The 24,265-nt window shown below is 71.1% G+C and carries 23 protein-coding genes and 1 riboswitch; of the genes, 11 read left to right on the top strand and 12 right to left on the bottom strand.

The window, feature by feature from the left end; all coding sequences use genetic code 11:
• Positions 1-36 precede the first annotated feature (36 nt).
• The 3 genes from KRH_RS00915 to KRH_RS00905 all read right to left on the bottom strand — a co-directional run bounded on the left by KRH_RS00915 (position 37) and on the right by KRH_RS00905 (position 3,459).
• On the bottom strand, positions 37-660 hold the full coding sequence (locus KRH_RS00915; RefSeq protein WP_012397264.1) for a thymidine kinase: 624 nt from the start codon (positions 658-660) through the stop codon (positions 37-39).
• Between the two features lie 6 nt (positions 661-666).
• Positions 667-2,037, bottom strand: a complete 1,371-nt coding sequence (locus KRH_RS00910; protein WP_012397263.1) for an agmatine deiminase family protein — start codon at positions 2,035-2,037, stop codon at positions 667-669.
• Positions 2,038-2,226: 189 nt separating this feature from the next.
• Positions 2,227-3,459, bottom strand: a complete 1,233-nt coding sequence (locus tag KRH_RS00905) for a multidrug effflux MFS transporter (protein WP_012397262.1) — start codon at positions 3,457-3,459, stop codon at positions 2,227-2,229.
• Between the two features lie 93 nt (positions 3,460-3,552).
• Here KRH_RS00905 and KRH_RS11655 point away from each other — a divergent pair, with 93 nt between their 5' ends.
• The 3 genes from KRH_RS11655 to KRH_RS00890 all read left to right on the top strand — a co-directional run bounded on the left by KRH_RS11655 (position 3,553) and on the right by KRH_RS00890 (position 6,339).
• A complete protein-coding gene (locus KRH_RS11655; protein ID WP_226905787.1) occupies positions 3,553-4,149 on the top strand; it encodes a TetR/AcrR family transcriptional regulator in 597 nt (198 codons plus the stop codon).
• A 101-nt stretch (positions 4,150-4,250) separates the two neighbouring features.
• Positions 4,251-5,273, top strand: a complete 1,023-nt coding sequence (locus KRH_RS12500) for a DMT family transporter (RefSeq protein ID WP_041297253.1) — start codon at positions 4,251-4,253, stop codon at positions 5,271-5,273.
• A gap of 145 nt (positions 5,274-5,418) precedes the next feature.
• On the top strand, positions 5,419-6,339 hold the full coding sequence (locus KRH_RS00890) for an NADP-dependent oxidoreductase (protein ID WP_172599369.1): 921 nt from the start codon (positions 5,419-5,421) through the stop codon (positions 6,337-6,339).
• A gap of 209 nt (positions 6,340-6,548) precedes the next feature.
• On the opposite strand, the gene KRH_RS00885 is transcribed toward KRH_RS00890, so the two are convergent.
• Positions 6,549-7,307, bottom strand: coding sequence for an SDR family NAD(P)-dependent oxidoreductase (locus tag KRH_RS00885; RefSeq protein WP_012397258.1), 759 nt, complete (start codon positions 7,305-7,307; stop codon positions 6,549-6,551).
• A gap of 463 nt (positions 7,308-7,770) precedes the next feature.
• Between KRH_RS00885 and KRH_RS00880 the strand changes: the two genes are divergently transcribed.
• Positions 7,771-9,813 carry an AMP-binding protein gene (locus KRH_RS00880; protein ID WP_012397257.1) on the top strand — a complete coding sequence of 681 codons (2,043 nt, stop codon included), beginning with the start codon at positions 7,771-7,773 and terminating at the stop codon, positions 9,811-9,813.
• A 5-nt stretch (positions 9,814-9,818) separates the two neighbouring features.
• Positions 9,819-10,370 (top strand): GNAT family N-acetyltransferase, encoded by a 552-nt coding sequence (locus KRH_RS00875; RefSeq protein WP_226905963.1) that lies wholly within the window; start codon positions 9,819-9,821, stop codon positions 10,368-10,370.
• Positions 10,371-10,406: 36 nt separating this feature from the next.
• Here KRH_RS00875 and KRH_RS00870 read toward each other — a convergent pair whose 3' ends face one another.
• A complete protein-coding gene (locus KRH_RS00870) occupies positions 10,407-10,901 on the bottom strand; it encodes a GNAT family N-acetyltransferase (RefSeq protein WP_012397255.1) in 495 nt (164 codons plus the stop codon).
• A 108-nt stretch (positions 10,902-11,009) separates the two neighbouring features.
• Here KRH_RS00870 and KRH_RS00865 point away from each other — a divergent pair, with 108 nt between their 5' ends.
• Together KRH_RS00865 and KRH_RS00860 are read left to right on the top strand one after the other, a co-directional pair.
• Positions 11,010-11,513 carry a hypothetical protein gene (locus KRH_RS00865; protein ID WP_012397254.1) on the top strand — a complete coding sequence of 168 codons (504 nt, stop codon included), beginning with the start codon at positions 11,010-11,012 and terminating at the stop codon, positions 11,511-11,513.
• Positions 11,514-11,576: 63 nt separating this feature from the next.
• The gene (locus tag KRH_RS00860) at positions 11,577-12,647 is read left to right on the top strand and encodes a permease (protein ID WP_012397253.1); all 1,071 of its coding nucleotides are present in this window, start codon (positions 11,577-11,579) and stop codon (positions 12,645-12,647) included.
• Positions 12,648-12,848: 201 nt separating this feature from the next.
• Here the strand turns inward: KRH_RS00860 and KRH_RS00855 are convergent, their stop codons facing one another.
• A complete protein-coding gene (locus KRH_RS00855; protein ID WP_012397252.1) occupies positions 12,849-13,481 on the bottom strand; it encodes a hypothetical protein in 633 nt (210 codons plus the stop codon).
• A 9-nt stretch (positions 13,482-13,490) separates the two neighbouring features.
• Positions 13,491-13,784 carry a putative quinol monooxygenase gene (locus KRH_RS00850; protein WP_012397251.1) on the bottom strand — a complete coding sequence of 98 codons (294 nt, stop codon included), beginning with the start codon at positions 13,782-13,784 and terminating at the stop codon, positions 13,491-13,493.
• A 657-nt stretch (positions 13,785-14,441) separates the two neighbouring features.
• Between KRH_RS00850 and KRH_RS00845 the strand changes: the two genes are divergently transcribed.
• Positions 14,442-15,443: an ABC transporter ATP-binding protein gene (locus KRH_RS00845; protein ID WP_012397249.1), complete on the top strand. Its 1,002-nt coding sequence runs from the start codon at positions 14,442-14,444 to the stop codon at positions 15,441-15,443.
• Complete coding sequence (locus KRH_RS00840) at positions 15,440-16,234, top strand: hypothetical protein (RefSeq protein WP_012397248.1); 795 nt, start codon at positions 15,440-15,442, stop codon at positions 16,232-16,234. Before KRH_RS00845 ends, KRH_RS00840 begins: the two co-directional genes overlap by 4 nt.
• Before the next feature lie 152 nt (positions 16,235-16,386).
• Here KRH_RS00840 and KRH_RS00835 read toward each other — a convergent pair whose 3' ends face one another.
• The 4 genes from KRH_RS00835 to KRH_RS00820 all read right to left on the bottom strand — a co-directional run bounded on the left by KRH_RS00835 (position 16,387) and on the right by KRH_RS00820 (position 20,604).
• Positions 16,387-18,216: an ABC transporter permease gene (locus tag KRH_RS00835; protein WP_012397247.1), complete on the bottom strand. Its 1,830-nt coding sequence runs from the start codon at positions 18,214-18,216 to the stop codon at positions 16,387-16,389.
• Positions 18,213-19,046, bottom strand: coding sequence for a molybdate ABC transporter substrate-binding protein (gene modA, locus KRH_RS00830; protein WP_012397246.1), 834 nt, complete (start codon positions 19,044-19,046; stop codon positions 18,213-18,215). The genes KRH_RS00835 and modA overlap by 4 nt, the downstream gene beginning before the upstream one ends.
• Positions 19,046-19,447 carry a TOBE domain-containing protein gene (locus tag KRH_RS00825; protein ID WP_012397245.1) on the bottom strand — a complete coding sequence of 134 codons (402 nt, stop codon included), beginning with the start codon at positions 19,445-19,447 and terminating at the stop codon, positions 19,046-19,048. The genes modA and KRH_RS00825 overlap by 1 nt, the downstream gene beginning before the upstream one ends.
• A gap of 374 nt (positions 19,448-19,821) precedes the next feature.
• Positions 19,822-20,604: an enoyl-CoA hydratase gene (locus KRH_RS00820; protein WP_012397244.1), complete on the bottom strand. Its 783-nt coding sequence runs from the start codon at positions 20,602-20,604 to the stop codon at positions 19,822-19,824.
• 136 nt (positions 20,605-20,740) lie between these two features.
• Between KRH_RS00820 and nadE the strand changes: the two genes are divergently transcribed.
• A complete protein-coding gene (gene nadE, locus KRH_RS00815; RefSeq protein WP_012397243.1) occupies positions 20,741-21,568 on the top strand; it encodes an ammonia-dependent NAD(+) synthetase in 828 nt (275 codons plus the stop codon).
• A 221-nt stretch (positions 21,569-21,789) separates the two neighbouring features.
• On the opposite strand, the gene nhaA is transcribed toward nadE, so the two are convergent.
• Positions 21,790-23,181 carry a Na+/H+ antiporter NhaA gene (gene nhaA, locus KRH_RS00810; protein WP_012397242.1) on the bottom strand — a complete coding sequence of 464 codons (1,392 nt, stop codon included), beginning with the start codon at positions 23,179-23,181 and terminating at the stop codon, positions 21,790-21,792.
• A 145-nt stretch (positions 23,182-23,326) separates the two neighbouring features.
• A riboswitch (TPP riboswitch) is annotated at positions 23,327-23,455 on the top strand.
• A 45-nt stretch (positions 23,456-23,500) separates the two neighbouring features.
• Between nhaA and KRH_RS00805 the strand changes: the two genes are divergently transcribed.
• Positions 23,501-24,265 (top strand): 3-oxoacyl-ACP reductase, encoded by a 765-nt coding sequence (locus KRH_RS00805; RefSeq protein ID WP_012397241.1) that lies wholly within the window; start codon positions 23,501-23,503, stop codon positions 24,263-24,265.

The raw sequence follows: 24,265 nt of genomic DNA, 5'->3' as shown, positions 1-24,265 counted from the left end.
GCCAGGTGGCACGGCAGCGGGGACGACGGCGCCCGCTCACCCCAGCCGGCCGCCGGACTCGCGCAGGTAGCACGCCGCGCACAGGGACTCGTAGGTCACGGCCACGCCGTCGATGGCCACCTGGTCCCCCTCGAACACGAAATCCTCCCCCACCTTGCGGGTGTTGAACACCGCCTTGCGGCCGCAGCGGCAGATGGTCTTGAGCTCCTCGAGCGAGTGGGCGAGCTCCATGAGCCGCTCGGAGCCGGGGAAGGAACGCGTACGGAAGTCGGTGCGGATGCCGTAGGCCATCACGGGAACCTCGGAGAGCACCGCGATGCGCAGCAGGTCGTCCACCTGCTCGGCCTGGAGGAACTGGGCCTCGTCCACCAGCAGGCACGCCACGGGCTGGGCCTCCACGTGCTCGAGCAGGGCGTCCGGGTCGTCGCCCAGGGCGTGGCGCTTGAACAGCCCCATGACGCTCTCCCCCGGCGGGATGAGGAAGTCCACGGACCGGGTGACGCCCAGGCGGGAGAGGATCTGGTCCTCACCCTTGGTGTCCACGCGGGGCTTGGCGAGCAGCACACGCTGCCCGCGCTCCTCGTAGTTGTAGGCGGCCTGGAGCAGCGCCGTGGATTTCCCGGAGTTCATCGCGCCGTAGCGGAAGTAGAGCTTGGCCACGGTCGGTCAGTCTATCGACGCGCGCAGCCACGCGGCCGACGGGCGGGGCCAGCGCTGCACCCGGCCGTCCTCGGAGGTGGCCTCCACCGCGTACTCAAGTTCCCGGGAGTCCGGCCCCTGCGGCAGGTGGGCCGTGTACTCGCCGTTCAGCGCGGTCTCCCGCATGGGGGTGCGGGTGGTCTCCGCACCGTCCGCCCGGCGACTCAGCAGGGTCACCGCCTTCACCCGGGTGCCGCCGCAGCCCTCCGCGCGCACCCGCACCAGGGAGGGGTTCTCGGGGCCGGGGCGTCGCACGGACACGTGCATCATCCTGGGGTCGAACACCCCGCGCACGCGGCAGTGCAGCACGTCCCCGTCCCGCCAGCCGGTGGGGCCCGTGTTCCGGGGGTTGCGCACCGCGTGGGGCTCCTTGTCGAAGGAGAACGTGTACCCGCGGACCTCGTAGCCCGGCATGGCCGCGCGCCACTGCTCCAGGGCCGTCTCGTCCTCCGGGATGCCGTAGCGCGGCACGTAGACCACCTTGTTGAGCACCACCGAGTTCACGTACGGCGCCAGCCCGCCGTGGGGGCTGATTCCGGTGTCCATGCGCAGGATCTCGAAGGGCCGCCCCCAGCGGGTGAGCAGCGGCTCCAGGTGCTCGGTCACGATCGCGTCGTAGCGTTCCCGCAGCGGGTGGTCCGCGGGCGGGCGCAGCACCAGCAGCCGCTCCTCGTCCAGGACCTTGAGCAGGCAGTCCGCGTGCTGGATGCCCCAGTTCTCGTAGTCGGGCAGCACCACGTGCTCACTCATGCCCGTGGCCGCGGAGGCGTCCTGGCGCACCTCGTCCCACATGGCGCCGTCGAACGCGTTCTCCGCCACGAGCACCTGGGTGCTGATGAGCAGGTCGTGGCCGTCCGAGAGCACGTTGCCCCCGGTGAAGGCGTGCGGGAGCTTCTCGAACGGCAGCCCCAGCGCCCGGGCGAGCGCGGGCTGGGCACGCTGGTCCACAGGCTCGTACTCGAGCGCGGCGAGCGGTTCACGGTCCGCGGTCTCGAGGGGCGCGCCCGGTTCGTGGGTCGTGAACGGGGTGGCGTAGACGTACCGCGGGCCCACGCACCACAGCTGACCGCGCTCGTCCATCACGGGGTGCGGGCCCCAGTCGCGCACCCACACGGCGTCGTCGCCCTGCGGCGCATGGACGAAGGTGACCCGGTCCGGGGAGACGCCCTGGGACGCGAACCACGCGGCGGCGTCGGTCTCCGAGGCGGCGCCCGTGACGAGGACCCACAGGTGCGCGTCCAGCGCGAGGTCCCGTAGCAGGGCACCCGGAAGCGCCGCGGGCCAGGTGACGAAGGCCCCGAGCGCGGGCTCCCACTCAGCGACAAGTCGTTTCTTCACGGGAGAACGCCTTTCCATGCCGGCAGAGGTTGGGAGGTCACGGCCCCTGCCCCGGCCGTATGCTGCGCACAGTCCACACTAGCCGTCGCCGGCAGGGGCGGCCTGGATGCCCCGGCGCTCCCGGGGACGCATGCGGCCGCGCGGCGCGGGCACGGCACCGCCCGGCGGGCCTCCACGCGGCCCGGGCCCTCAAACCTGACGGACCGGAACGGACCACCGTGACGCCAGGAGCGCGAACCCCAGGGACACCACGGCCACCCCGAGCATCGTGGCCGCCCACGCCCACGGGGCGAGCGTGGCGGGAAAGGCGATCAGCGCCGTCGTCAGCGCGCCGGAGAGGAACTGGGTGGCACCGAGCAGCGCGGAGGCCGCCCCCACGTTGCTGGTGGCCGAGGACATGCACAGGGACATGAACGCGGGTTCGCACGCGCCCAGGCCCAGCAGCCCGAAGCCCACGCTCAGGGCCAGCAGGAACAGGGAGTCGGTGCACAGCGCGGCCGCGGTGGCCATGATGCCGCCCGCCACCATGATGAGCATCCCCAGCACGCCCAGCTGGCCCGTGGTCAGCCGGTGCGCCAGGCGGTGGCCGATCACCGCGCCGCCCACCGAGGCGAAGCCCGTGACCCCGAAGATCATCCCGAAGTCCGCCTGACCCACCCCGTAGTGGCCCTGGTAGACGTAGGACGCCCCGCCCAGGTAGCAGAAGAGGTACACGAACGTGCCCGCGAGCGCCCCCAGGGGCACGAGCATCCGGCGGGAGCGCAGGTGCCCGGCGTAGGCGCGCAGCACGGGCGCGAAGGCCAGCGGGACCCGCCGCTGGGCGGGCAGTGACTCGGGCAGCCACCGGAACACGATGCCGAGGGACACGGCCCCGATCAGCGCGAGCACCAGGAACACCGGGCGCCACCCGAAGAGCTCGCCCACCCAGCCGCCGACGGCCGGGGAGATCATGGGGATCACCGAGGTCACGGTGACGAGCACGGCGAAGGCGCGGGTGGCGGCGTCGCCGGAGACGCGGTCCCGCACGGCGCTGTTGACCACCACGAACGCCATGGCGGCCCCCGCGCCCTGGAGCATGCGGGCCACCACGAGCACGGCCATGGAGGGCGCCGCGGCCGCGAGCAGGCAGGCCGCGATGAAGATGCTCAGGCCCAGCAGCAGCGGGCGGCGCCGTCCGAAAGCATCCGTCACGGGCCCCGCAACCAGCTGCCCCGCGCCGAGCATGATGAGGTAGCCCGTGAGGGTGAGCTGCACCGTCCAGGACGGGGCGGCGAAGTTCGCGCCGATCTCGGGCAGGGACGCGAGGTACATGTCGATCGCGAAGGGACCCACGCCCAGCACGGCGGCCAGGGAGAGGAGGAAGGAACGGGGCGGGGCCGCGGGGGCCGGAATCACCTCGGGGGTGTCAAGGGTTGCTGTCATGGCTGAGCTTGCCTTCTCGCTGTCTCTGCCCGCACGGCGGGTGGCACTCGACGAGGATATAGCATAGTTGTACGCCCGTACTAGTTTTGAGGAGTGGTGGTCATCGCAGGCACACAGGCCCGCGCCGTGGAGCGCCGGGCGGACATCCTCGCCGCCGCGTGCGAGCTGCTCGCGCACGGGGGCACGGCCGCCGTGACCCACCGCCAGGTGGCCGAGAGGGCGGGGGTCCCCAACGGCTCCATCCGCTACTACTTCGCCACCCGGGACGCCCTGCTCACGGCGTGCGTGGAGGACATCGAGTCCCGCCGGGACGCCGAGGCCCGGCGGGTGCTGGCCGAGGCGGCCGCGGAGGCCGCCCGCCCGGACCCGGAGGTCACCGCGCAGCGCATGCTGCGGGTCATCACCGGCCGGGGGCTGGAGGACGCGGAGTTGCGCGGGACCCTGTGCTGGCTCGTGGACACCACCCGGGAGAACGCGCAGCTGGCCACCGTGCTCGCGGAGGAGCGCGTGCGGCTCGAGGGGCAGGCGCGCGAGCTGCTGCGGCTCAGCGGGTGCACCAGCATTCCCGCAGAGCTGGTGATCTCCCTGGGGGAGGGCGTCATGTTCAAGCTGCACGTGGAGAACCGCACGGGGATCGCCCGGGAGACCGTGGCGGCCATGGCGGAGCTGCTGAAGTACCGGCGGGACTGAGCCGTCCCGGACGCTGCCCGCCGCCCGGCGGGCGTGGCGCGGCGACGCAATCCGCGCTCCGATTCGCCCGCACGTCCCCGCGTGCGCTCCAATGGACGGTGATGTCCGCTCTCAGCGTGTTTCTGATCCTCCTGGCCGCCGTGGTGCACGCGGTCTGGAACATCCTCGCCAAGGGCATCCGCGGCAACGGGACCCTGTTCGTGTGGTGGTACGGGCTCGTCTCCTCGGTGGCGCTGATCCCCGTGAGCCTGCTGGAACCCGGGGCGTGGCAGTCCTGGGGGTGGCCCCTCGTGGGCGCCGCCGTGGTCTCCGGGCTGCTGCACACCGTCTACGGCACCGCCCTGCAGACCGGCTACGACCGCGCACCCCTGGGCGTGGTCTACGCGGTGGCCCGCGGCACCGGGCCCATGATCACCATGATCGTGGCGGTCCTGTTCCTGGGTGAGCAGCTCTCCCTCACGGCCGCCGCCGGGGCGATCGCCGTGCTCGTGGGCGTGGCCGTGGTCGCCACGTTCGGCACGCCCACTTCCACCCGGGACGACGACGCCGCCCCGCCGAGTTCGTCCGACGCGTCGGATCCCGGCGCGGTCATCGCGCGCGACGCCGCCCCGCTGGACTCCTCCGCGTCCGGAACGTCGACCCCGGAAGGAGCGGACGGGCACTCACCGGGGGGCGACTCCGCTGCCACACCCACCCGCGGGTCCGCCCTGACCGGCGTGCTGTGGGGTGCCGCGGTGGGCGCGTGCATCGCCGGGTACACCCTGTGGGACGACCACTCCATGGCCACCCTGGACCTGCCGCCCGTGCTGTACTTCGCGCTGACCTCGGTGGTCCTGGTGCTCACCCTGACGCCCAAGGCGTGGCGGCAGCGCCAGGACATGGTGCGCTCGTGGGCCGTGGACCGGAACCGGATCGTCGCGGTGGGCCTGCTGTCCCCGCTCGCGTACATCCTGGTGCTCTTCGCCATGCAGTCCGCCCCGGTGGCGCTCGTGGCTCCCCTGCGGGAGTCGAGCATCGTGGTGGGCTCGCTGCTCGCGTGGTGGATCTACAAGGAGAACCGCCTGGTGCCGCGGCTCATCGGCTGCGCCGCCGTGCTCACGGGCATTGCGCTGATCTCCGCCTGAGGCTGCTCCCCCACTCGCCCGGGCACCCCCGGGGAGATTGGAAGACCAAGGCCACCGGGCGGCGGCGTCCGGCAGCGCGCACGAGAAACTTGCCGCGGCATGGAATAAGGCCCCGCCCGGGGCCGTTGAGACAGACATGACCACAATGAAGGCGCAGACATATCAGCAGTACGGTGACACCTCCGTGCTGGAGCTCACCGACCAGCCCATGCCCAAGGTGGGCCCCGGCGAGGTCCTGGTGAAGGTGAAGGCCGCGGGCATCAACCCGGTGGACTGGAAGGTCATGTCCGGCGGGCTGGATCCCATGATGACCGTCCAGTTCCCGGCGGCCCCCGGCTGGGACGTCGCGGGCGTCGTCGTGGGCAAGGGCTTCGACACCCCCAGCGTCTCCGAGGGCGATGAGGTGATCGCCTACGCCCGCAAGGACTGGATCCACGGCGGTACGTTTGCCCAGTACGTCTCGGTCCCGGTGCGCGCACTTGCCCCCAAGCCGAAGAGTCTTTCCTGGGAACAGGCCGGAGGGCTGCCGCTCGCCGGACTCACCGCGTACCAGGTGCTCACCCGACTGGGTCTCGCGGAGGACAAGACCGTGCTGATCCACGCGGCCTCCGGTGGTGTGGGGAGCATGGGCGTGCAGATCGCCAAGGCGTTCGGCGCGCGGGTGATCGGCACCGCATCGACCAAGAACCACGACTACGTGCGTGAGCTCGGCGCGGAGCCCGTGGAGTACGGGGACGGCCTCGTGGAGCGCGTCAAGGAGCTCGCCCCGAACGGGGTGGACATCGTCGTGGACTTCGTGGGCGGCGTGGTGGAGGACTCCGTCGCGGTGCTCGCGGACGGCGGCCAGCACGCCTCCATCGCGGACCCCGAGGTGGAGGAGCACGGCGGGCACTACATGTGGGTCTCTCCGGACGCAGAGCAGCTCACCGAGCTTGCCCGCCTGGCCGATGACGGCAAGCTCACCGTCCGCGTGGACCGCACCTTCCCGCTCGCGCAGTTGCCGGACGCATTCACCGCGAGCCAGGAGGGCCACACCGTGGGCAAGGTCGTGCTCACGGTCGACTGATCCGCGGAACGCCCCAGGGGGACGCCTCGACCTCAGCGAGGCGACTCCCGGGGGCCTTTCGCGCAGGCCGGAGCCGTGGAGCTCTGACCACATCACGACGATGCCTCGTCACGGGTGGACCGTGACGAGGCATCGTCATGTGCGGGGCCGTGCGGCGTCGTCGCCCGTGGCTGCGTGGCCGGGACGGGACGGGCGCGCGGCAGCGAGGATCAGCGCGGCGCCATGCGCAGGGCGCCGTCCATGCGGATGGTCTCGCCGTTGAGGTAGTCGTGCTCCACGATCATCCCGGCGAGCTGCGCGAACTCCCTGGGCTGGGCCAGGCGGTGCGGGAACGGAACGGACTCCGCGAGCGCTGCGCGGAAGTCCTCGCCCACGCTGCCGAGCATGGGGGTGTCCACGATGCCGGGGGCGATGGTCATGACGCGCACGCCCTTGGAGGAGAGGTCGCGCGCGGCCGCGATGGTCAGCGAGTGCACACCGCCCTTGGAGGCCGCGTACGCCGCCTGCCCGATCTGACCCTCGAACGCGGCCACGGACGCGGTGTTGATCACGAGGCCGCGCTGGCCGGCCTCGTCCACCGGCTCCTGCGCGGTCATCACCTCGGCCGCGAGCGCGAGCACGGTGAACGTGCCCACCAGGTTGATGCGCACCACGCGGTCGAACAGGGCGAGGTCGTGCACGCCGTTGCGGCCCACCACGCGCGCGGACGGGCCGATCCCGGCGCAGTTCACCACGGTGCGCAGCGGGGCGATCTCCGCAGCACGGGCGACGGCGGCGCGCACCTGCTCCTCGTTGGTCACGTCCGCAGCCACGTACGTGAGCCCCTCGACCTGGGGCGCCTTCTCGATGCCGCCCTGCAGGTCGATGCCCACGACCTTCGCTCCGCGCTCGATGAGCTGCGCGGCGGTGGCCGCCCCCAGCCCCGAGGCCGCCCCCGTGACGATCGCCGAAGTACCCGTGATGTCCATGTCCGCTCCTGCCGTTGTGGTGCGCGGCGCACGACGCCGCCCGGTTGCTTTCCCGGCCGATCGTACGGGCCCGGGCGGGGTAGTTCACGTCACACCCGGACTGTGCCGCGCGCGGCAGAGCGCGGCGGGTGCCCTCCACGGCGGAATCCTTCTGACCGCGCCGCACGGTCCACTCATGGTGGGCGCCCTCAATTCGTGCCGGGAGTCCGCCCAGGGCGGGCGCGTCCGCGGTGCCCCTCGCTCCTCCCGCCGCCGAACCGCGCGGAACGCACTCCCCAGGCGGCTGTGTCGACCACTTCCCTCGACCCCTCGATATTTCCCGTGACACGGACCACATCCGGGCGGGTTCCTGCAGTACGTTGGGGGAAAGTTCTCACCCGGACCCCTGGTGACCGCACGGCCCCGGTGAACACCGTGGTTCACGGGCGCGGCACGAGGTCCCCGCACTGGAACGAGGATCCCCATGAGCGAGACCACCGCAGCCCAGCCCACCGACGGGCAGTCCGTCACGGAGCGTTTCCGCGCCGCACGGGACCAGCTGCTGCGCCTGCGCACGGACCTGGACGCCGCCCACGCCGAGTTCGAGTGGCCGCGCTTCGACACCTTCAACTTCGCCCTCGACTGGTTCGACGCCCTCGGCGCCGGCGAGGAGGCCGACCGCGAGGCCCTGGTGATCGTCGAAGAGGACGGCGCCCAGACCCGCCGCACCTACGCGGAACTCTCCCGGCGCTCGTCCCAGCTCGCCACGTGGCTGCGCGGTCAGGGGGTGCAGCGCGGCGACCGGGTGATCCTCATGCTCGGCAACCAGGTGGAGCTGTGGGAGACCATGCTCGCGTGCACCAAGCTGGGCGCACCCATGATCCCCACCACCGTGATGCTCGGGGAGAACGACCTCCGGGACCGCGTGGAGCGCGGCAACGCCTCGTGGGTGGTCACCTCCCACAGCAACGCGCTGAAGTTCGCGGACGTCCCCGGGAACTTCACGATCATCGAGGTCCCGGATCAGCCGGACCACCGCGTGCGTCCCACCTCCGGGGCCTTCACCTCTTCCTCCGCGGACGACGACGCCGCCCCGGCCGGTTCTGCGGGCCCCGGCGCCTCCGGGGGCACCACCGCGTCCACCTTCGGCGCGGACACCTCCTCGGGCACGACGTCGGGGGATGATGCGAGCACCGTGGACGGGGCGGGTGGTACGGAAGGCGGCGCAGCGGCGTCGTCGTCCGGAAACGTGGAACTGGCACCGATCGGGGAGCACCGTGTGCTGGACTACGCGCGGTCCGTCGACGGGCCGGAGACGTTCGAGGTGCTCGAGCCCTCCCCCGCGGACGCCACGCTGCTGCTGTACTTCACGTCCGGGACCACCTCGCTGCCCAAGCTCGTGGAGCACACGAACACGTCCTACCCGGTGGGGCACCTGTCCACGATGTACTGGATCGGGCTGGAGCCGGGGGACGTGCACCTGAACGTGGCATCGCCGGGGTGGGCCAAGCATGCGTGGTCGAACTTCTTCGCGCCGTTCATCGCCGGTGCCACCGTGTTCCTCTACAACTACACGCGCTTCAACGCCGTGGCGCTGATGGACCAGATGGAGCGCGAGCACGTGACCTCGTTCTGTGCGCCGCCCACCGTGTGGCGCATGCTGATCCAGTCGGACCTGTCCCACCTGAAGAACCCGCCGCGCAAGACCGTGGCCGCGGGCGAGCCGCTGAACCCGGAGATCATCTCGCGCGTGAAAGCCGCCTGGGGCACGGACATCCGGGACGGGTTCGGGCAGACGGAGTCCTCCCTGCAGATCGCCAACACCCCGGGCATGCCCGTGAAGCCCGGATCCATGGGGCGGGCACTGCCGGGCTACGACGTGGTGCTGATCGACCCGAACACGGACCAGGAGAGCGAGACCGAGGGCGAGCTGTGCCTGAGGCTGGACCCCCGGCCCGTGGGCCTCACTCCCGGCTACCACGGTGACCCGGCAAAGACCGCGGACGCGTTCCGGGACGGCGTCTACCACACGGGCGACGTGGTCTCCCGGGACGCCAGCGGGGTGTTCACGTACGTGGGCCGCGCGGACGACGTGTTCAAGGCGTCCGACTACCGGCTCTCCCCGTTCGAGCTGGAGTCCGTGGTGATCGAGCACCCCGCCGTGGTGGAGGTGGCCGTGGTTCCCTCCCCGGACCCCATCCGCCTGGCGGTGCCCAAGGCGTACGTGGTGCTCGCGGACGGCCACGAACCCACTGCGGAGACCGCCGAGAGCATCCTGCACCACTGCCGCGTGAACCTCGCACCGTACAAGCGCATCCGCCGGCTGGAGTTCGCCGAGCTGCCCAAGACCATCTCCGGCAAGATCCGCCGGGTGGAGCTGCGCCGCCGGGAGGCGTTGCTGCACCCGGACACGCTGGGGGACGCCGGTGCGGCGTCGGGTGGAGCGGACGAGTCGTCAGGCGGGGCCGGTTCCGGCGACTCCGTAGAGTACGCGGACACGGACTTCCCGTCGCTGCGGGGTGAGTGAGCTTGGTGGCTGACATCGGCTCGGTGTGGCACCGGGAGCTGACACCTGAGCAGACCGGCCAGCTGGGGCAGCTCTTCGATGCGGAGTACGGAACCGACGAGGGGCCGTGGAACCTTGACGCACCCTATGGCTACGCTCCCGCCGAGCTGCACGTCATGGCCGTGGAGGGCGAGAGGGTCGTGGGTCACGTGGACACCCAGCGGCGGATGATTTTCGTGGGTGACCGCGAAGTGCTGGTTGCGGGCACCGGCGGAGTGCTGGTCTCCCCCTCGCATCGGGGCCAAGGCTGTGGTGCGCGGCTGCTCGCTGCAGCGCACCACGCCGCTCGATCCATTGCACCGGCCGAGTACGGATACCTCGGTTGTCGAGAAGAGGTAGTCCCGTTCTACGAGTCGTGCGGGTACAAGCGCATTGAGGTCACCGAGCGATTCCGTTCCCGCAACGGTTCCAGCCAAACGGTCGAAGAAACAGGCGCCCCGGTGATGGTGTGCACTGGAACGCGCGATGTGGACACCTGGCCCGAGGGCCGTATCGATCTTCGAGGTCGCTGCTGGTGACTCCCTGCAGCGCTCCCGTGGAGCGACCGGTCCGTATCACCCCGCCTTCCACACCAGGACCCCGTCATGCTCTCGTTCGGGGACCGCTGAGAACCTTTCGGACTCGTAGAGGTCTCTCGCGCGGTTGCCGTCCTCCACGGAGAGGCTGACGCGGTCGTGCCCGCGCGCGGCGCTCTCCACGAGAAGCATTCGGAGCAGCCGACGCCCCTGCCCGGCACCCCGGCATTCGGGGGCCACCCACAGACTGGCTTCCGGAACGTCAGCGGCAACGAACCCGTACCCGGGGTTGTCCACGCCCAGGAACTGTGCCCAGGCCACGCCGACGACGCCCGAAGGGTCCACCATGATGAAGCCGAAGTCTCCGCGCTCGGGTTCGAACACCGTGTAGTGGGCGATTGCGGGATCGGCAAGAACGTCCTCGCGCGAGAAGCGTTCTCCGCACCAGTTCATGTTGCCCAGGGTGGCCGCGCGGAGAGCGTCGCCGTCCCGACTCGACAGAGGTCGGACCAACGAGAGGTCTTGGTGGTTCATGGGACACTCCTTCAGGGATCGTGAGGCCCCACCGGTGGGGCACTTCTCGACGAGCCCAAGACCCGACCGTACCGCCCGGCCTCCCACTCGTAGCACGGAGAATCATCCATGGGAAAGACGCACAACTTCTACCACCGGGCGTGCGATGTCGCCGCCGGGGAGAACATCGTGGGCATCACCGTGGCGGAGGCCGGACGGGTGGCACTGGAGTACGGCGAGTTGCCCGAGATCCTCCGGTACAACTGGGCAGGATTTCTCTACGATCTGTCGCTGACTCCCGCGCTGCTCGACGACCTCTACCCGGACCTCCGGGTCGTCTCGGCGCACCTGCAGGAGGGGTACGGGCACGTCGTCGTCTCGGACGGCACCGCGCGGCGTGAGTACCGCTGCGAGATCGTGGCCGTGGACCGCGGGCCCGCGGCGCTCGACGTCATACCCTTCGACCCAGCCGTCGAGCCACAGAACATCAGCCGCGTCTGGGACGGTTCGTCTCCGAGCGGCTTCATGGAGGAGCTGAGAGGCAACTTCCCCGATGGGGAGCCCCTGGGGCCGTACCTGAACTCGGTGCGAGCACCGCGCCGCCCGACCGCCGAAGGGGGGCGTCGGGCGTAGGCTGGCCCGGCGTCGTCGCCCCCGGATGACGACGCGATCATCCCCTCGCCCCGAAAGGCCCCCGTGAGGACCACCGCACCAGTTGAAGTCCCCGAGACCGCCACCCCCGCCAAGCGCATGGCCTGGGCGGGGGCGGCCCTTACCCTGGTGATCCTGGTGGCAGGTCTGCTGTGGGCCAAGTGGCTCCCGTACGACCTCAAGGCCCACAAGCTGGCAGAGACCGGCATGTGGGACGGCGGGGCGATCTTCGACGCGGCCGGTTCCACTCCGTCCTTGCAGGGCGCGTTCGACTTCACGGTGGTCTATCTCAAGGCCGTGTGGAAGGCCGCGCTCGTCGCCCTTCTGATGGCCGCCGCACTGGAGTCCCTGGTGCCGCGCCGCTGGCTGCTGCGGGCGCTGAGCCGCAGAACGTCCTGGGGACAGGGCATCTCGGGAGCGCTGCTCGCTCTGCCCAGCATGATGTGCACGTGCTGCACCGCCCCCGTGGCCATCGGTCTGCGGCGTTCCGGGGCGCCGGCGGGGGCCACCGTGGCGTACTGGCTGGCCAATCCGCTGCTCAATCCCGCAGTGCTGGTATTTCTCGGACTCACCATGTCCTGGCCGTTCGTAACCACGCGCGTGGTCGTGGGCATCGTGGTGGTCCTGGTTGCGGCTGTGCTCGTGAGCCGTCATTTCTCCACGGTGGAGGTCAAGACCCCCGAGACTCTGCCCGCCGATCCGCAGACGTGGGGTGAGATGCTCTCCCGCTTCGGCAGGGCCCTGGGCCGCTACCTGCTGATCCTGGTCCCGGAGTACCTGCTCCTGGTGGTGCTCGTCGGGTTCTTCTCCGGGTGGCTCTCGGACTTCGCGGCCCTGAGCCAGCACACCGGGCCGCTCGCACTGCTCCTGGTGGGCGTGATCGGTGCGGCACTGGTGATCCCCACGGGCGGCGAGATCCCCGTGGTCGTGGGCCTCACCGCCGCGGGCGCGAGCTACGGGGTAGCCGGGGTCCTGCTCATCACCCTGCCGGCGCTGAGCATCCCGTCCATCGTGATGGTCGCCCGCCACTTCGGGATCCGCACCACACTGCTCGTCACCGGGTGGGTCGTGGTGGGCGGCCTGCTGGCGGCCGGGCTGCTCGTGGCGCTGACCTGACGATGCCGCCCGCGCCCGTCAGGCGCCGGCTCGCCTTGGCCCACACCCCCCAGTACCCGGCCCCTGATCACCCTCGCTTCCGGCCCACCACGACACCGCAGACTGCCGCTGGGTTGAGCGACGGTACGCAGCTTAAGAGCGCAGAGAGGCAGCCGGGCGCGGTGCAGCGTCGTCATCCCGGGGGGGCACCGGCACAACACGTCAAACCGCGATCAGCCAGTAGATCCCGCCCAGGAACACCACCCCGTAGGCGGAACCCGCCACCAGCTGCGGCCATGTGTGCGCGCCCAGGACGCGGCGGCTCACGCAGACGGCCACCGCCACCGGGATGAAGAGCAGGCCCCACGGCCCCCACGCGACGGGCAGGATCACCGCGGTGCCGCCCATCATCATGCCGTGCACCGAGATCTTCCACCACGGGCTCACCAGGGCCACCGCCGCGCTCGCGGCGAGCGTGGCGGTGAGCAGGCCCGTGATCTCCACGGGCCCGTGGAACGCGAGAGTCGCGGCGAGGAACGCCACCACCAGCAGGAACGTTCCGACCATCACTGGGCGGCGGTGCTCCTTGACGCTCACGTGGTGGTCGGTGAGCACACCCCGGCGCGTCAGCACAGTGACCGTGGCGAGTGAGACCCCGCAGACCGCCAGCGCCGCCACCACGCCCCACAGCAGTGCCCCGAGGCTCCTGTGCACGGTCCACGGCAGGACCACCAGCAGCGCGGCCAGCACGATCGGCGCCTGGAAGACCTCGCTGAGGGCAAGGGCCCACGCGGGTCCTCGTTCAGCCGGGACAGAATCCGGGCGCGGCGGCGTTGTCCCCGCGTGGTTGGTCACGTGTGGCGGTCAGAAGTCGAGCGTCTCGTAGGTCTTGTGCGCACGCTCCGCCAGGACGGGGATCGCCTGGCTTGTTCCCCACTGGTCGAAGTGCTCGGAGCTCACATGGGCCGTGAACGCATCCTTGTCCGTGTACACCTCGAAGATGCGGAACACGGCAGGCTCCTCCGGGCTCTGGTACGCCTGGTAGTAGAGGTTCCCGGGCTCCTGGCGAGCGGCCGGGGAGAGGTGGGAGAGCGCGTCACGCACGGTGTCCTCCTCTCCGGGCTTCGCAGTCCAGGTGGCGCTGCAGACGAAAGCCATGGGTTGTCCTTTCTCGATGTCGACGCCGGACGGTCACCGGCCCGGCTCATGCTACCGATCCGGAGGCGGGCGCCGGACGGCGGGGGCTCGTTCTGCAATCACGCCGCCGACCGGCGCAGTCTCCACCCCTTGTCGAACACCTCGAGGCGGGCGAGGATCGTGGGACCAGCCGTCCCCCGAGAGGAACGACCCCATGTCCACGCCGACGACCGTTCGCATGTTCAACGAATACGGCTGCGGCTGGCCGTTCCGGGGAGAGGAAGGTCTCCTGGACCAGGAGGACTTCCCCCTCCCGCCGGAACTGACCCGGGACGTCCTGGCGTGGACCCGGAACTTCAACCAGCACTTCGACCACGAGAGGGCTGGCCCACGCCGGAGCAGCGGGAGGCCAGCCGCTGCGAGGGCGAACGACTCGCGGAGAGGGCGCAAGACGCGGTGGGCCCAGAGGTCACCATCGACCTGCACCTGTGGGAGGTGCACGTCGACGAACCACGCCTGCCTCGGTGAAGGCGGGTCGTCCGCTCACCCTCCGAGCGTGCCTGAGAACCCTGTCTGCGTGAATTCGTCGACACTCCTCTCCTGCCGCACCGCTCTACGAGACTCGCCCGCATCCCCACCTCCACCGTCCCACCCCGTTCGGCCGTCAGGATGGAGAGCATGATTCGCATCGAGCACCTCACCAAGCGCTACGGCGGATTCACCGCGGTGGACGACATCTCGTTCGTGGCACAGCCCGGCCGGGTCACCGGTTTCCTGGGGCCCAACGGCGCCGGGAAGTCCACGGCACTGCGGATGCTCACCGGTCTCACGCCGGCCAGCTCGGGCGAGGCGCTCGTGCTCGGCCGCCGCTACGCCGAGCTGCCCAACCCCAGTCGGCACGTGGGCGTGATGCTCGACGCCGCCGCGCAGCACCCCGGGCGCACCGGCCGCGAGGTGCTGCAGCTCGCCGCCACCATCACGGGTGCGGGTAAGGCACGGGTGGACGAGATGCTGGACCTCGTGGGGCTGGAGCCCTCCGAGGCACGCCGCCGCGTGAAGAACTACTCCCTGGGCATGCGCCAGCGCCTCGGTCTCGCGGGCGCACTGATGGGGGAACCCCAGGTGCTCGTGCTCGACGAACCCGCCAACGGCCTGGACCCCGCCGGCATCCGCTGGATGCGTGGCCTGCTCCGGGACTTCGCGGACCAGGGCGGCACCGTGCTGCTGAGTTCACACCTGCTGCACGAGGTGGAGCAGGTCGCGGACGACCTCGTGATGATCGGCCACGGCCGGATCGTCGCCCAGGGCCGCATGGCGGACCTGCTCGCCACCCGCCCCGGCTGCGTGGCCGACGCCGAGGACCAGGCGGCCTTCGCCACCGCGCTCAGCGCCGCAGGCATCGCCTTCTCGGGACGCGCGGACGGTGCCGCCGAGATCGAGGCCGACGCCGCCCGCGTGGGTCGCGTGGCGCTCGACGCCGGTGTGCCCCTGAGCCTGCTGCGCCCCGCGGACGGCACCCGGCTGGAGGACATGTTCCTGCAGCTCACCGCGGACACCGCCCGCGACGAGCGGGGGCGCGGAACGCCCGCACCCGGCGCGGCGGCGTCGTCCGCCACCACACCGCCCGCGCAGCCGTCACCCGCCCAGGCATTGCCCGCCCGAGAGGAGCCCACCGCATGAGCACCGCAACCACCACCACGGCCCCGTGGGGCCACGCCGAACCGACGGGCCGCGGGCTCTCGTTCCTCACCCTGCTGCGCGTCGAGCTGCGCAAACAGGTGGACACGCGCGCCGGGCGCGGTCTGCTGATCGCCATCGGCGTGCTCACCGCCCTCGCGCTGGGGCTCGTCACCTGGCTGACCCGCGAGCAGGGCACCGACCTCCCCGGGCTGTTCGTCGTGACGTTGACGCCGCAGGGGCTGCTGCTGCCCGTGCTGGGGATCATCACGGCGTGCAACGAGTGGAGTCAGCGCACCGCCCTGATCACGTTCACGCAGGAACCCCGCCGGCTCCGTGTGGTGCTCGCCAAGCTCCTCGCGGCACTCGTCCTGGGGACGATCGCCCTCGCGGCCGCGTGGGTCCTGGCGCTGATCGCCCACCTGATCTCCGCCGGTCTCTCCGGCAGTCCGGTGAACATCGACCTCGCTCCCGGTCAGCTGGCGGGCCAGTGGCTCAGCCAGATGCTCGCCCTCCTGCAGGGTGTGGCGTTCGGGCTGGCGCTGCTGTCCGTGCCCCTGGCGATCGTCGCGTACTTCGTCCTGCCCATCCTGTACTCGGCAGCTGCCCTGATGGTGCCCGCGCTGCAGGATCTCGGCGCGTGGGTGAGCATCACCGCGGCCTCCGCCCCGCTCATGGAGGGAGTGGACCTCACCGCCACGGAGTGGGGTCAGCTGGGAACGTCCTCGCTGCTGTGGATCGGGGTGCCGCTGCTGATCGGCATCTGGCGGGTGCTCACCCGCGAAGTGAAGTAGGGGCCCCGGCACCCCCGCGGGTGATCGCAAGGGGAGATCAGCCCTCGCAGGGCTGACGGCCAGGGCTTGTCCGGCACAGCGGACATCGATGTCCTCCGTACGTACGAGGACCGGCCCTGACCTGTGGAACAGGCGGGCCGGTCATGGTGGAATTACGTCGTCTCAGCCTGGTGCGACCGGCCATTCCCACCACGGATGACCCGATCCATCCGCACCACCCCGTCCGCGAGTTCGGCGACGTCCGCGTCGTCGTGAGTGATGACCACCGCGGTGCGCCCGGCCAGCACGCGCTTGAGCACCTCGCGCATCCGCGGGCGGGCCGCCACGTCCAGTGCGCTCATGGGCTCGTCCAGCAGGATCACGCGCGGGTCCGCGGCCAGCACGCGCGCGATCGCGACCCGCTGCGCCTGCCCTCCCGAGAGTTCGTCCGGGCGCCGCTGCACGAACTCCTCCGCGCCCACCTCCCGCAGCCATGCCCGGGCACGACGCCGCCCTTCCGCCCTCCCTGCCCCGCTCGCCCGCGGCCCGAACGCCACGTTGTCCAGCACGCTCAGGTGGGGGAACAACAGAGGCTCCTGCGCCATGAGGGCCACCCCCCTACGGTGCGCGGGGACCCACACGGGCCGAGCTCCGGTGCCCGCTCGGACCACGCACCGCTCCCCCACCTGGACCGCACCGCGATCCGGTGCCACCAGTCCGGCGATCACGCCGAACACCGTGGACTTCCCCACCCCGTTGGGCCCGAGCAGCGCCACGGTGGCGCCCGGCTCCACGGTGAACTCGGCCGCCGCATGCCGCTGCTCGTGAAGCACGTCCACGCGCAGCCCGATGGGGCGGTGGGACCCCTGCGCCGGACTGGCAGGTGAGACCGGGGTCGTGGCCGACGGCGCATCTTCCCATGTCGACGGCAGCGACGCGGACGGCGAGAGCCCGCCCGCGGCCCGGGTTCTGGGCGCCGACGCGTCCGACACCCCGCCCACGCCCGCCCGACTGCGGTCCGGGTGGCAGGTCGCCTCAGACCGGTCCCCCACACCCGCACCGACCCGCCACTCCACCGACTCGGCCGGCGCGGCGAGGACCCCCTCGGTCGAGCCCGGCGCGGCGGATTCCCCGCGCGGCTCCGGATCGGCCCGACCGCCCGGCCCGTCGGCGCCACCCCGGCCGACCCACCGGGTGAGGTTGGCGCGGAAGCCGGCCCCGCGGCGTCGTCGTGCGGGGGCGCTGAGACTGACGACCAGCAGCGCGACCAGGACGAGGAGCAGGGAGAGGGCCACGGCGGCGTCGGGATCAGTCTCGCGCTGCAGGTAGATCTCGAGCGGCAGCGTACGGGTGACGCCCTCCAGGCTGCCGGCGAACGTGAGGGTGGCGCCGAACTCGCCCAGGCAGCGCGCGAAGGACAGCGCGGCGCCGGAGAGCACAGCGGGCAGGGCGACCGGCAGCGTCACGCGGAAGAGCGTGTGCGTGGGGGAGGCGCCCAGGCCCGCGGCGACCTGTTCGTAGCGGGTGCCCGTGGTGCGCAGCGCACCCTCCAGCGAGACCACCAGGAACGGCAGGGCCACGAACGTCTGCGCAAGCACCACCGCTGCGGTGGAGAACGCGATGTCCACCCCCAGCGCGCCCAGAGGACGCCCCAGGAATCCCATGCGCCCGAACGTGTAGAGCAGCGCGATGCCGCCCACCACCGGGGGCAGCACGAGCGGAAGCAGCACCAGCGAGCGGAACACGGTGAGGCCCCGGGCCGTGGACCGCGCCAGCACCAGGGCCAGCGGGCAGCCCAGGACCACGGACAGCACGGTGGAGACCACCGCCGTGCGCAGGCTCAGCCACAGCGCGGCGAGCGAGGACTCACTCGTGAGCAGCTCCCCCAGGTGCGCCCAGTCGATGCGCAGCAGCATCCCCACCAGGGGCAGCAGGATCAGCAGGGCACCCACGGCCGCCGGGAGCAGCACCCACCGCGGGGTGGCGGAGAAGCCGCGCGTCACGGGGTGCCGAAGCCCGCGTCCTTCAGCATCTTCTGCCCGCGCTCACCCGTGACCAGGTCCACGAACTGCGCGGCGAGCTCCGGCTGCTCGGACTTGTTCAGTGCCACGATCGGGTACTTGTTGATCGCCTCGTCCGTCTTGGGGATCTCGATAGTGGTGACCTTGTCCCCGGCAGCCTTGGCATCCGTGACGTACACGATCCCGGCGTCCGCCTGGCCGCTGGTGACCTTGCCGAGCACGTCCGTCACGGCGTTCTCCTGGCTCACGGGCTTGAGCTCCACACCGTTGGCCTTCTCCACCTTCTGGGTGGCGGCGCCGCACGGCACCTCGGGCGCGCACGTGACGAGCTTGACCTTCTTGTCCAGCACGTCCTGGACGCTCGTGATCCCCGCCGGGTTGTCCTTGGGCACCACGAGGGTCAGCACGTTGGTCGCGAAGATCTTCGGCTCCCCCTGGGTGAGATCCGCGTTCGTGAGCTTCTTCATGTTCTTCTGGTCCGCGGAGGCGAACACGTCGGCGGGTGCGCCCTCGGTGAGCTGCTGCACGAGCCCCGAGGACCCGCCGTAGTTCACGTCCACGTTCACGCCGGGGTGGTCCTTCTCGAACTCGTCGGAGAGCTGGTCGAAGGACGTGGTGAGGGACGCCGCCGCGGACACCCGCAGGGTCTTGTCCCCGCCCCCGGCCTCCGAGGACGACGCCGATGCGTCACCTGCCCCGCTCTGCCCACCGCAGCCGGTGAGCACCAGGGCACCCAGACCCGCAGCGGCCACGAGGGCCGTGAGGCGGCGTTTACCCGCGGTGCCCGGTGTCTTCCGCTCTGCGCGCGCCATCACTTGCGCCCCTCCGTCTCCACGATCACCGCGGTGGACTTCACCACGGCAGTGGCCACGGATCCCGGTTCGAGCCCGAGGTCCTCCACCGCCTCCGTGCTCATGAGGGACACGATCCGGTGCGGACCGCACTGCAGCTCCACCTGGGACATCACGGGGTCGGACTTCACCGCGGTCACCAGCCCCACCAGCCTGTTCCGGGCCGAGCTGCCCACCTTCGCGGGGTCCTCGGGGCTCACGGCATTGCGGCGGGCAAGCTGCGCGAGCTGCGCCCCGTCCACCACGGTGTGCCCCGCAGAGTTCTTGTGCCCGGTGAGCGCGCCCTGCTCGATCCACCGCCGCACGGTGTCGTCGCTGACGCCCAGGAAGGTGGCCGCCTGGGCCACGCGGAGGAAGGTCATGGACACACCCTATCCGCAGCTGCGGGTCATAGGTACCAGGAGGACCGCAGATGCGGGGACAGTCCGTGGTCACGGGCTCGCGGCGTCGGCCTGGCGCCCTTCCGGTGCTGCCTGGCGGAGCAAGTGCACGCAACGGCCCGAATGTCGACGTTTGCTCCGTTGGTGCACGCCCCCAGAAAACCGCCCACCTCTCGCCTCCACCCCCGCGCAAGAACGGAGCAAACGCACCAGAACCGCTCAATTTCCGCATCTGCTCCGTTGTTGCGACCGCCGCCGGGCAGCACGACGGCGCCGCCCCCGGGCCTCCCCCGGAACGGCGCCGTCGATGCGTGTCACCGGGTGGTGCACCACCCCGCGCGGTGCACCTCTGGTGCTCACTCGTGGGAGAAGTTCGGCTTCCGCTTCTCCGTGAAGGCCGCCATGCCCTCCTTCTGGTCCGCAGTGGAGAACAGCCCGTGGAACACGCGGCGCTCGTACTGCAGGCCGGCGGCCAGGGTGGTCTCGTACGCGGTGTTCACCGTCTCCACGGCGTGCTGGGCCACCGGCTTGGACATGGAACCGATCTTCGCGGCGACCTCCAGCGCGGTGTCCATGAGGGAGTCGGCGGGAACCACGCGGGAGACGAGTCCGGAGCGCTCGGCCTCCTCGGCGTCCATCTGGCGGCCGGTGAGGATGAGGTCCATCGCCTTGGCCTTGCCCACCGCACGGGTGAGCCGCTGCGTGCCGCCCATGCCCGGGATGACGCCCAGGGTGATCTCCGGCTGCCCGAACTTGGCGGTGTCCGCGGCGATGATCATGTCGCACATCATGGCCGCCTCGCAGCCACCGCCCAGGGCGTAGCCCGAGACCGCGGCAATCTTCGGAGTGCGCAGCCGGGCGAAGGTGTCCCACGCGGAGAAGAAGTCCTCGCGGTACATGTCCGAACCGGTCTTGGAGCCCATCTCCTTGATGTCGGCGCCCGCGGCGAACGCCTTCTCGGAGCCGGTCAGGACGATCGCGCCGATCTCCGGATCGCGGTCCAGGTCGGTGGCGGCCGCCACGAGCTCGGTCATGGTCTGCACGTTCAGCGCGTTCAGCGCCTTGGGGCGGTTCAGCGTGATCACGCCCACGCGTCCCTCGCGGCGGACCAGGATGGTGTCGTAGGTGTTCTCAGTCATGTGACCAGCATCTCACGACACCGCCCTGCCCTGCCTCACACACGGCGCGAACCGGAGCAGGCGCCGGCGCGGCGTCGTCGTCATCCGGCGGGTGGGACGTGATGTGCCGGAAACACACGGTCGCTAGCATGGCGGCATGCGTGAATTGCAGGCACAGATCATCGCCGAGCTCGGGGTGGCCCCGCAGATCGACCCGGAGGCGGAGGCGGCGCGACGCGTCGACTTCCTGTGCGACTACCTCCGGGCGACGCACACCAGGGGCTTCGTGCTGGGCATCAGCGGCGGCGTGGACTCCACGCTCGCGGGGCGGCTCGCGCAGCTGGCCGTGGAGAAGCTGCGCGAGGACGAGATCCCCGCGGAGTTCGTGGCCATGCGTCTGCCGTACCGCACCCAGCAGGACGAGGACGACGCGCAGGCGGCGCTCGCCTTCATCGAGCCGGACCGGGTGGTCACGTACGACGTCGCTCCGGCCGTCGACGGGTTCGAGGCCGCCTACGCCGCCGCCACCGGTGAGCAGCTCAGCGACTTCACCCGCGGCAACACCAAGGCCCGCGTGCGCATGACCGCGCAGTACGCGGTGGGCGGGGACCACAACCTGCTGGTGATCGGCACGGACCACGCGGCGGAGTCCATCACCGGGTTCTTCACCAAGTTCGGGGACGGCGGGGCGGACCTCCTGCCGCTGGCCGGGCTGAACAAGCGGCAGAACCGACAGCTGCTGGGGTACCTGGGAGCCTCGGAGCAGCTGGTCGGGAAGGTCCCCACCGCGGACCTGCTCAACGACAACCCCGGCCGCACGGACGAGGACGAGCTGGGGCTCACCTACGAGAACATCGACGACTACCTCGAGGGCAAGGACGTCCCCGTGGAGGTCGCTGAGAAGCTGGAGCAGATCTTCCTGCGCTCCCGTCACAAGCGCACCGTGCCGGTCACCCCGGCGGACGCGTGGTGGCGGGAGGGCTGAACCCGCTCCCGTTCAGCGCCGACGCCGCCGAGCGGGTCGTGCCCGGCGGCGTCACTCATTGGGGGCCCCGGTGATGCGGGCCCTCAGCGCGTCGTGGAGTGCCATGGCACGGCTTCCGTTCCACGCGATCCGACCTCGCGACTGACACAGTTTCGGCCCCGGGAAGCGCCCGGCACATGACCTCCGCAACGACCACCGCAGGGGACGGAAGCCCCCGGTCCCTACGCCTCTGCGGCGTCGTTCCCGAACACCCGGGGTGACGCGCTGCGGTAGCGGCGGTTGCGGACCGCCAGGACACCGCCGGCCAGCACGGCCGCCAGGACCGAGGCGGTCAGCACGGCCACCTTGGCCTGGTCCCCGGCGTCCGCGGCCGGGTCGAAGCTGAGCTCCGAGATCAGCAGGGACACCGTGAACCCGATCCCGGCCAGCAGCGCGATCCCCACCAGGTCGATCCACCGGTAGGACGGGTCCAGCTTGCGTCCGGTGAGCACGGTGGTGAGCCACGTGGCACCCATGATGCCCAGGGGCTTGCCCAGGACGAGGCCCGCGATGATGCCGAGCGTGACGGGGGCGGCGAGCGCCGTCGTCAATCCGTCCCAGCCGCCCACCGCGACGCCCGCGGAGAAGAACGCGAAGACCGGCACCGCGAACCCGGCAGACAGGGGCCGGACGCGGTGCTCAAGGTGCTCGGCGAGCTCCACGGGCTCCCCGGAGGCCTTCCCCGCGAGGACGGGGACGACGAAACCGAGCAGGACACCCGCGACCGTGGCGTGGATCCCGGCCTCGTGCACCAGGGCCCACGTGATCACGGCCAGCGGCACCAGGATCGCCCAGGCGGCCCACGTGCGGTGGGCGAAGAAGCGCGGGAAGCGGTGCGCCAGGAGCCCGAACACGGCCAGCGGGACGAGCGCGAGGAGCAGCGGGAGCACGTGCACCTCGTCGGTGTAGAAGACCGCGATGATGGTGATGGCGAGCAGGTCGTCCACCACCGCGAGCGTCAGCAGGAACAGGCGGAGCGCGCTGGGCAGGTGCGAGCCCACGATCGCGAGGACGGCCACCGCGAACGCGATGTCCGTGGCGGTGGGGATCGCCCAGCCGCCCAGGGTCTCGGGGCTGCCGAGGTTAACGCCCGCGTAGATCAGAGCCGGGACGACGACGCCGCCCACGGCCGCCGCGATCGGCACCGCCGCCTTCCCGAGGTCCCGCAGATCACCCGCGACGAACTCGCGCTTGAGCTCCAGGCCCACGAGGAAGAAGAACACGGCGAGCAGCCCGTCCGCGGCCCACGTCCCCAGGCTGAGGTCCAGGTGCCACGGCTCGTAGCCGACCTTCAGGTCCCGGAGGGCGAAGTAGCTCTCCACGAAGGGCGAGTTGGCCCAGACGATGGCGAGGACGGCGGCGACCACCAGGAGGATGCCGGCCACGGTCTCGCGGCGCAGGACGTCCTGGAGGCGGGAGAAGAGGCCGCCCGAGGGGTGGTCGGGCTCGCACGGGGGCTCAGGATGGTTGAAGAAACCGGGCTCCGAGACGAAGCCGGAGGGTTCTGTCTGCACCACGGTTCCCGGGGTTCCGGGCTCAACGTGGGCAGGGGTGGTGCTGTGGTGCGGGGGCATGGATCACTCCAGTGTCGACGGGCATCACGCTCATTACCGCCGACCAGACTTCCCGGCACACCAGCCAGCAAGGGTAGCAGTGCGCTTTTGGGCGGCGCACGCGGGGCGGCTGCCATGAGGCTGAGCGGCTCCGTCTACACTGGCCACCAGTGACACGGGGTGCCGCCACCCTCCCCGCCCACCGGGCGGGCAGACAGAGGACCGCAGCGGCTGAGATGACACCCGTCGAACCTGTCCAGTTAGTACTGGCGAAGGGATGTCACGGTGGCACCGCGCAGGTGGCGCACCGCTTTCTTCGCCGTGAGCCACAGGAGTGAGCATGCGGATCGAGAACACCATCGTCCTGGTCACCGGCGGAGCCCGCGGGCTCGGGGAGCACCTCAGCCGGGCGTTCGCGCGCGAGGGTGCGCGCGTCGTCGTGAACTACCACTCCAGCGAGGAGCGGGCCCGTGCGCTGGTCAGCGAACTCGGGGAGGACCGGGCACTCGCGGTCCAGGCGGACGTGACCGACGCCCAGCAGGTGCGGGACATGGTCGCCCGCGCCCGGGAGCACTTCGGCGCACCGATCACGGTGGCCGTGAACAACGCCCTGGTGGACTTCAGCTTCAACGGCGATGCCCGCCCCACCCTGGACACCCTCACCGCCGAGAACCTGACCCAGCAGTTCCAGGGCGCCGTGGTGGGTGCCCTCAACGTGATGCAGGCGGTCACCCCGGGCATGGCGGAGGCTGGCGAGGGGCGCATCATCAACATCGGCACCAACCTCTTCCAGAGCCCGGTGGTCCCCTACCACGACTACACCGCCGCGAAGGCCGCCCTGCTCTCCCTCACCCGCACCGCCGCCAAGGATCTGGGCCCGCAGGGCATCACCGTCAACATGATCTCCGGCGGCCTGCTGCGCACCACGGACGCGAGCGCCGCCACCCCGGACGAGGTCTTCGACTTCATTGCCGCCGGCACTCCCCTGGGCCGCGTGACCACCCCCGAGGAGTTCGCGGACACCGCCCTGTTCTTCGCCTCGGACTGGTCCCGCGGGGTCACCGGCCAGAACCTGGTGGTCGACGGCGGGCTGGTGATGGACTGA

The organism is Kocuria rhizophila DC2201 (genome assembly GCF_000010285.1).
Lineage (GTDB): Bacteria > Actinomycetota > Actinomycetes > Actinomycetales > Micrococcaceae > Kocuria > Kocuria rhizophila_A.
Note: the sequence above shows the minus strand (reverse complement) of the source record. Positions and strands in the feature narration are given on the sequence as shown.

Bases quoted from the DNA above. Each gene is read 5' to 3' on its own strand.
- KRH_RS00905 (WP_012397262.1), bottom strand. From the start codon at position 3,459: ATGACAGCAACCCTTGACACCCCCGAGGTGATTCCGGCCCCCGCGGCC.
- KRH_RS12500 (WP_041297253.1), top strand. From the start codon at position 4,251: ATGTCCGCTCTCAGCGTGTTTCTGATCCTCCTGGCCGCCGTGGTGCAC.
- KRH_RS00890 (WP_172599369.1), top strand. From the start codon at position 5,419: ATGAAGGCGCAGACATATCAGCAGTACGGTGACACCTCCGTGCTGGAG.
- KRH_RS00885 (WP_012397258.1), bottom strand. From the start codon at position 7,307: ATGGACATCACGGGTACTTCGGCGATCGTCACGGGGGCGGCCTCGGGG.
- KRH_RS00880 (WP_012397257.1), top strand. From the start codon at position 7,771: ATGAGCGAGACCACCGCAGCCCAGCCCACCGACGGGCAGTCCGTCACG.
- KRH_RS00870 (WP_012397255.1), bottom strand. From the start codon at position 10,901: ATGAACCACCAAGACCTCTCGTTGGTCCGACCTCTGTCGAGTCGGGAC.
- KRH_RS00865 (WP_012397254.1), top strand. From the start codon at position 11,010: ATGGGAAAGACGCACAACTTCTACCACCGGGCGTGCGATGTCGCCGCC.
- KRH_RS00850 (WP_012397251.1), bottom strand. From the start codon at position 13,784: ATGGCTTTCGTCTGCAGCGCCACCTGGACTGCGAAGCCCGGAGAGGAG.
- KRH_RS00845 (WP_012397249.1), top strand. From the start codon at position 14,442: ATGATTCGCATCGAGCACCTCACCAAGCGCTACGGCGGATTCACCGCG.
- KRH_RS00840 (WP_012397248.1), top strand. From the start codon at position 15,440: ATGAGCACCGCAACCACCACCACGGCCCCGTGGGGCCACGCCGAACCG.
- modA (WP_012397246.1), bottom strand. From the start codon at position 19,046: ATGGCGCGCGCAGAGCGGAAGACACCGGGCACCGCGGGTAAACGCCGC.
- KRH_RS00825 (WP_012397245.1), bottom strand. From the start codon at position 19,447: ATGACCTTCCTCCGCGTGGCCCAGGCGGCCACCTTCCTGGGCGTCAGC.
- KRH_RS00820 (WP_012397244.1), bottom strand. From the start codon at position 20,604: ATGACTGAGAACACCTACGACACCATCCTGGTCCGCCGCGAGGGACGC.
- nadE (WP_012397243.1), top strand. From the start codon at position 20,741: ATGCGTGAATTGCAGGCACAGATCATCGCCGAGCTCGGGGTGGCCCCG.
- nhaA (WP_012397242.1), bottom strand. From the start codon at position 23,181: ATGCCCCCGCACCACAGCACCACCCCTGCCCACGTTGAGCCCGGAACC.
- KRH_RS00805 (WP_012397241.1), top strand. From the start codon at position 23,501: ATGCGGATCGAGAACACCATCGTCCTGGTCACCGGCGGAGCCCGCGGG.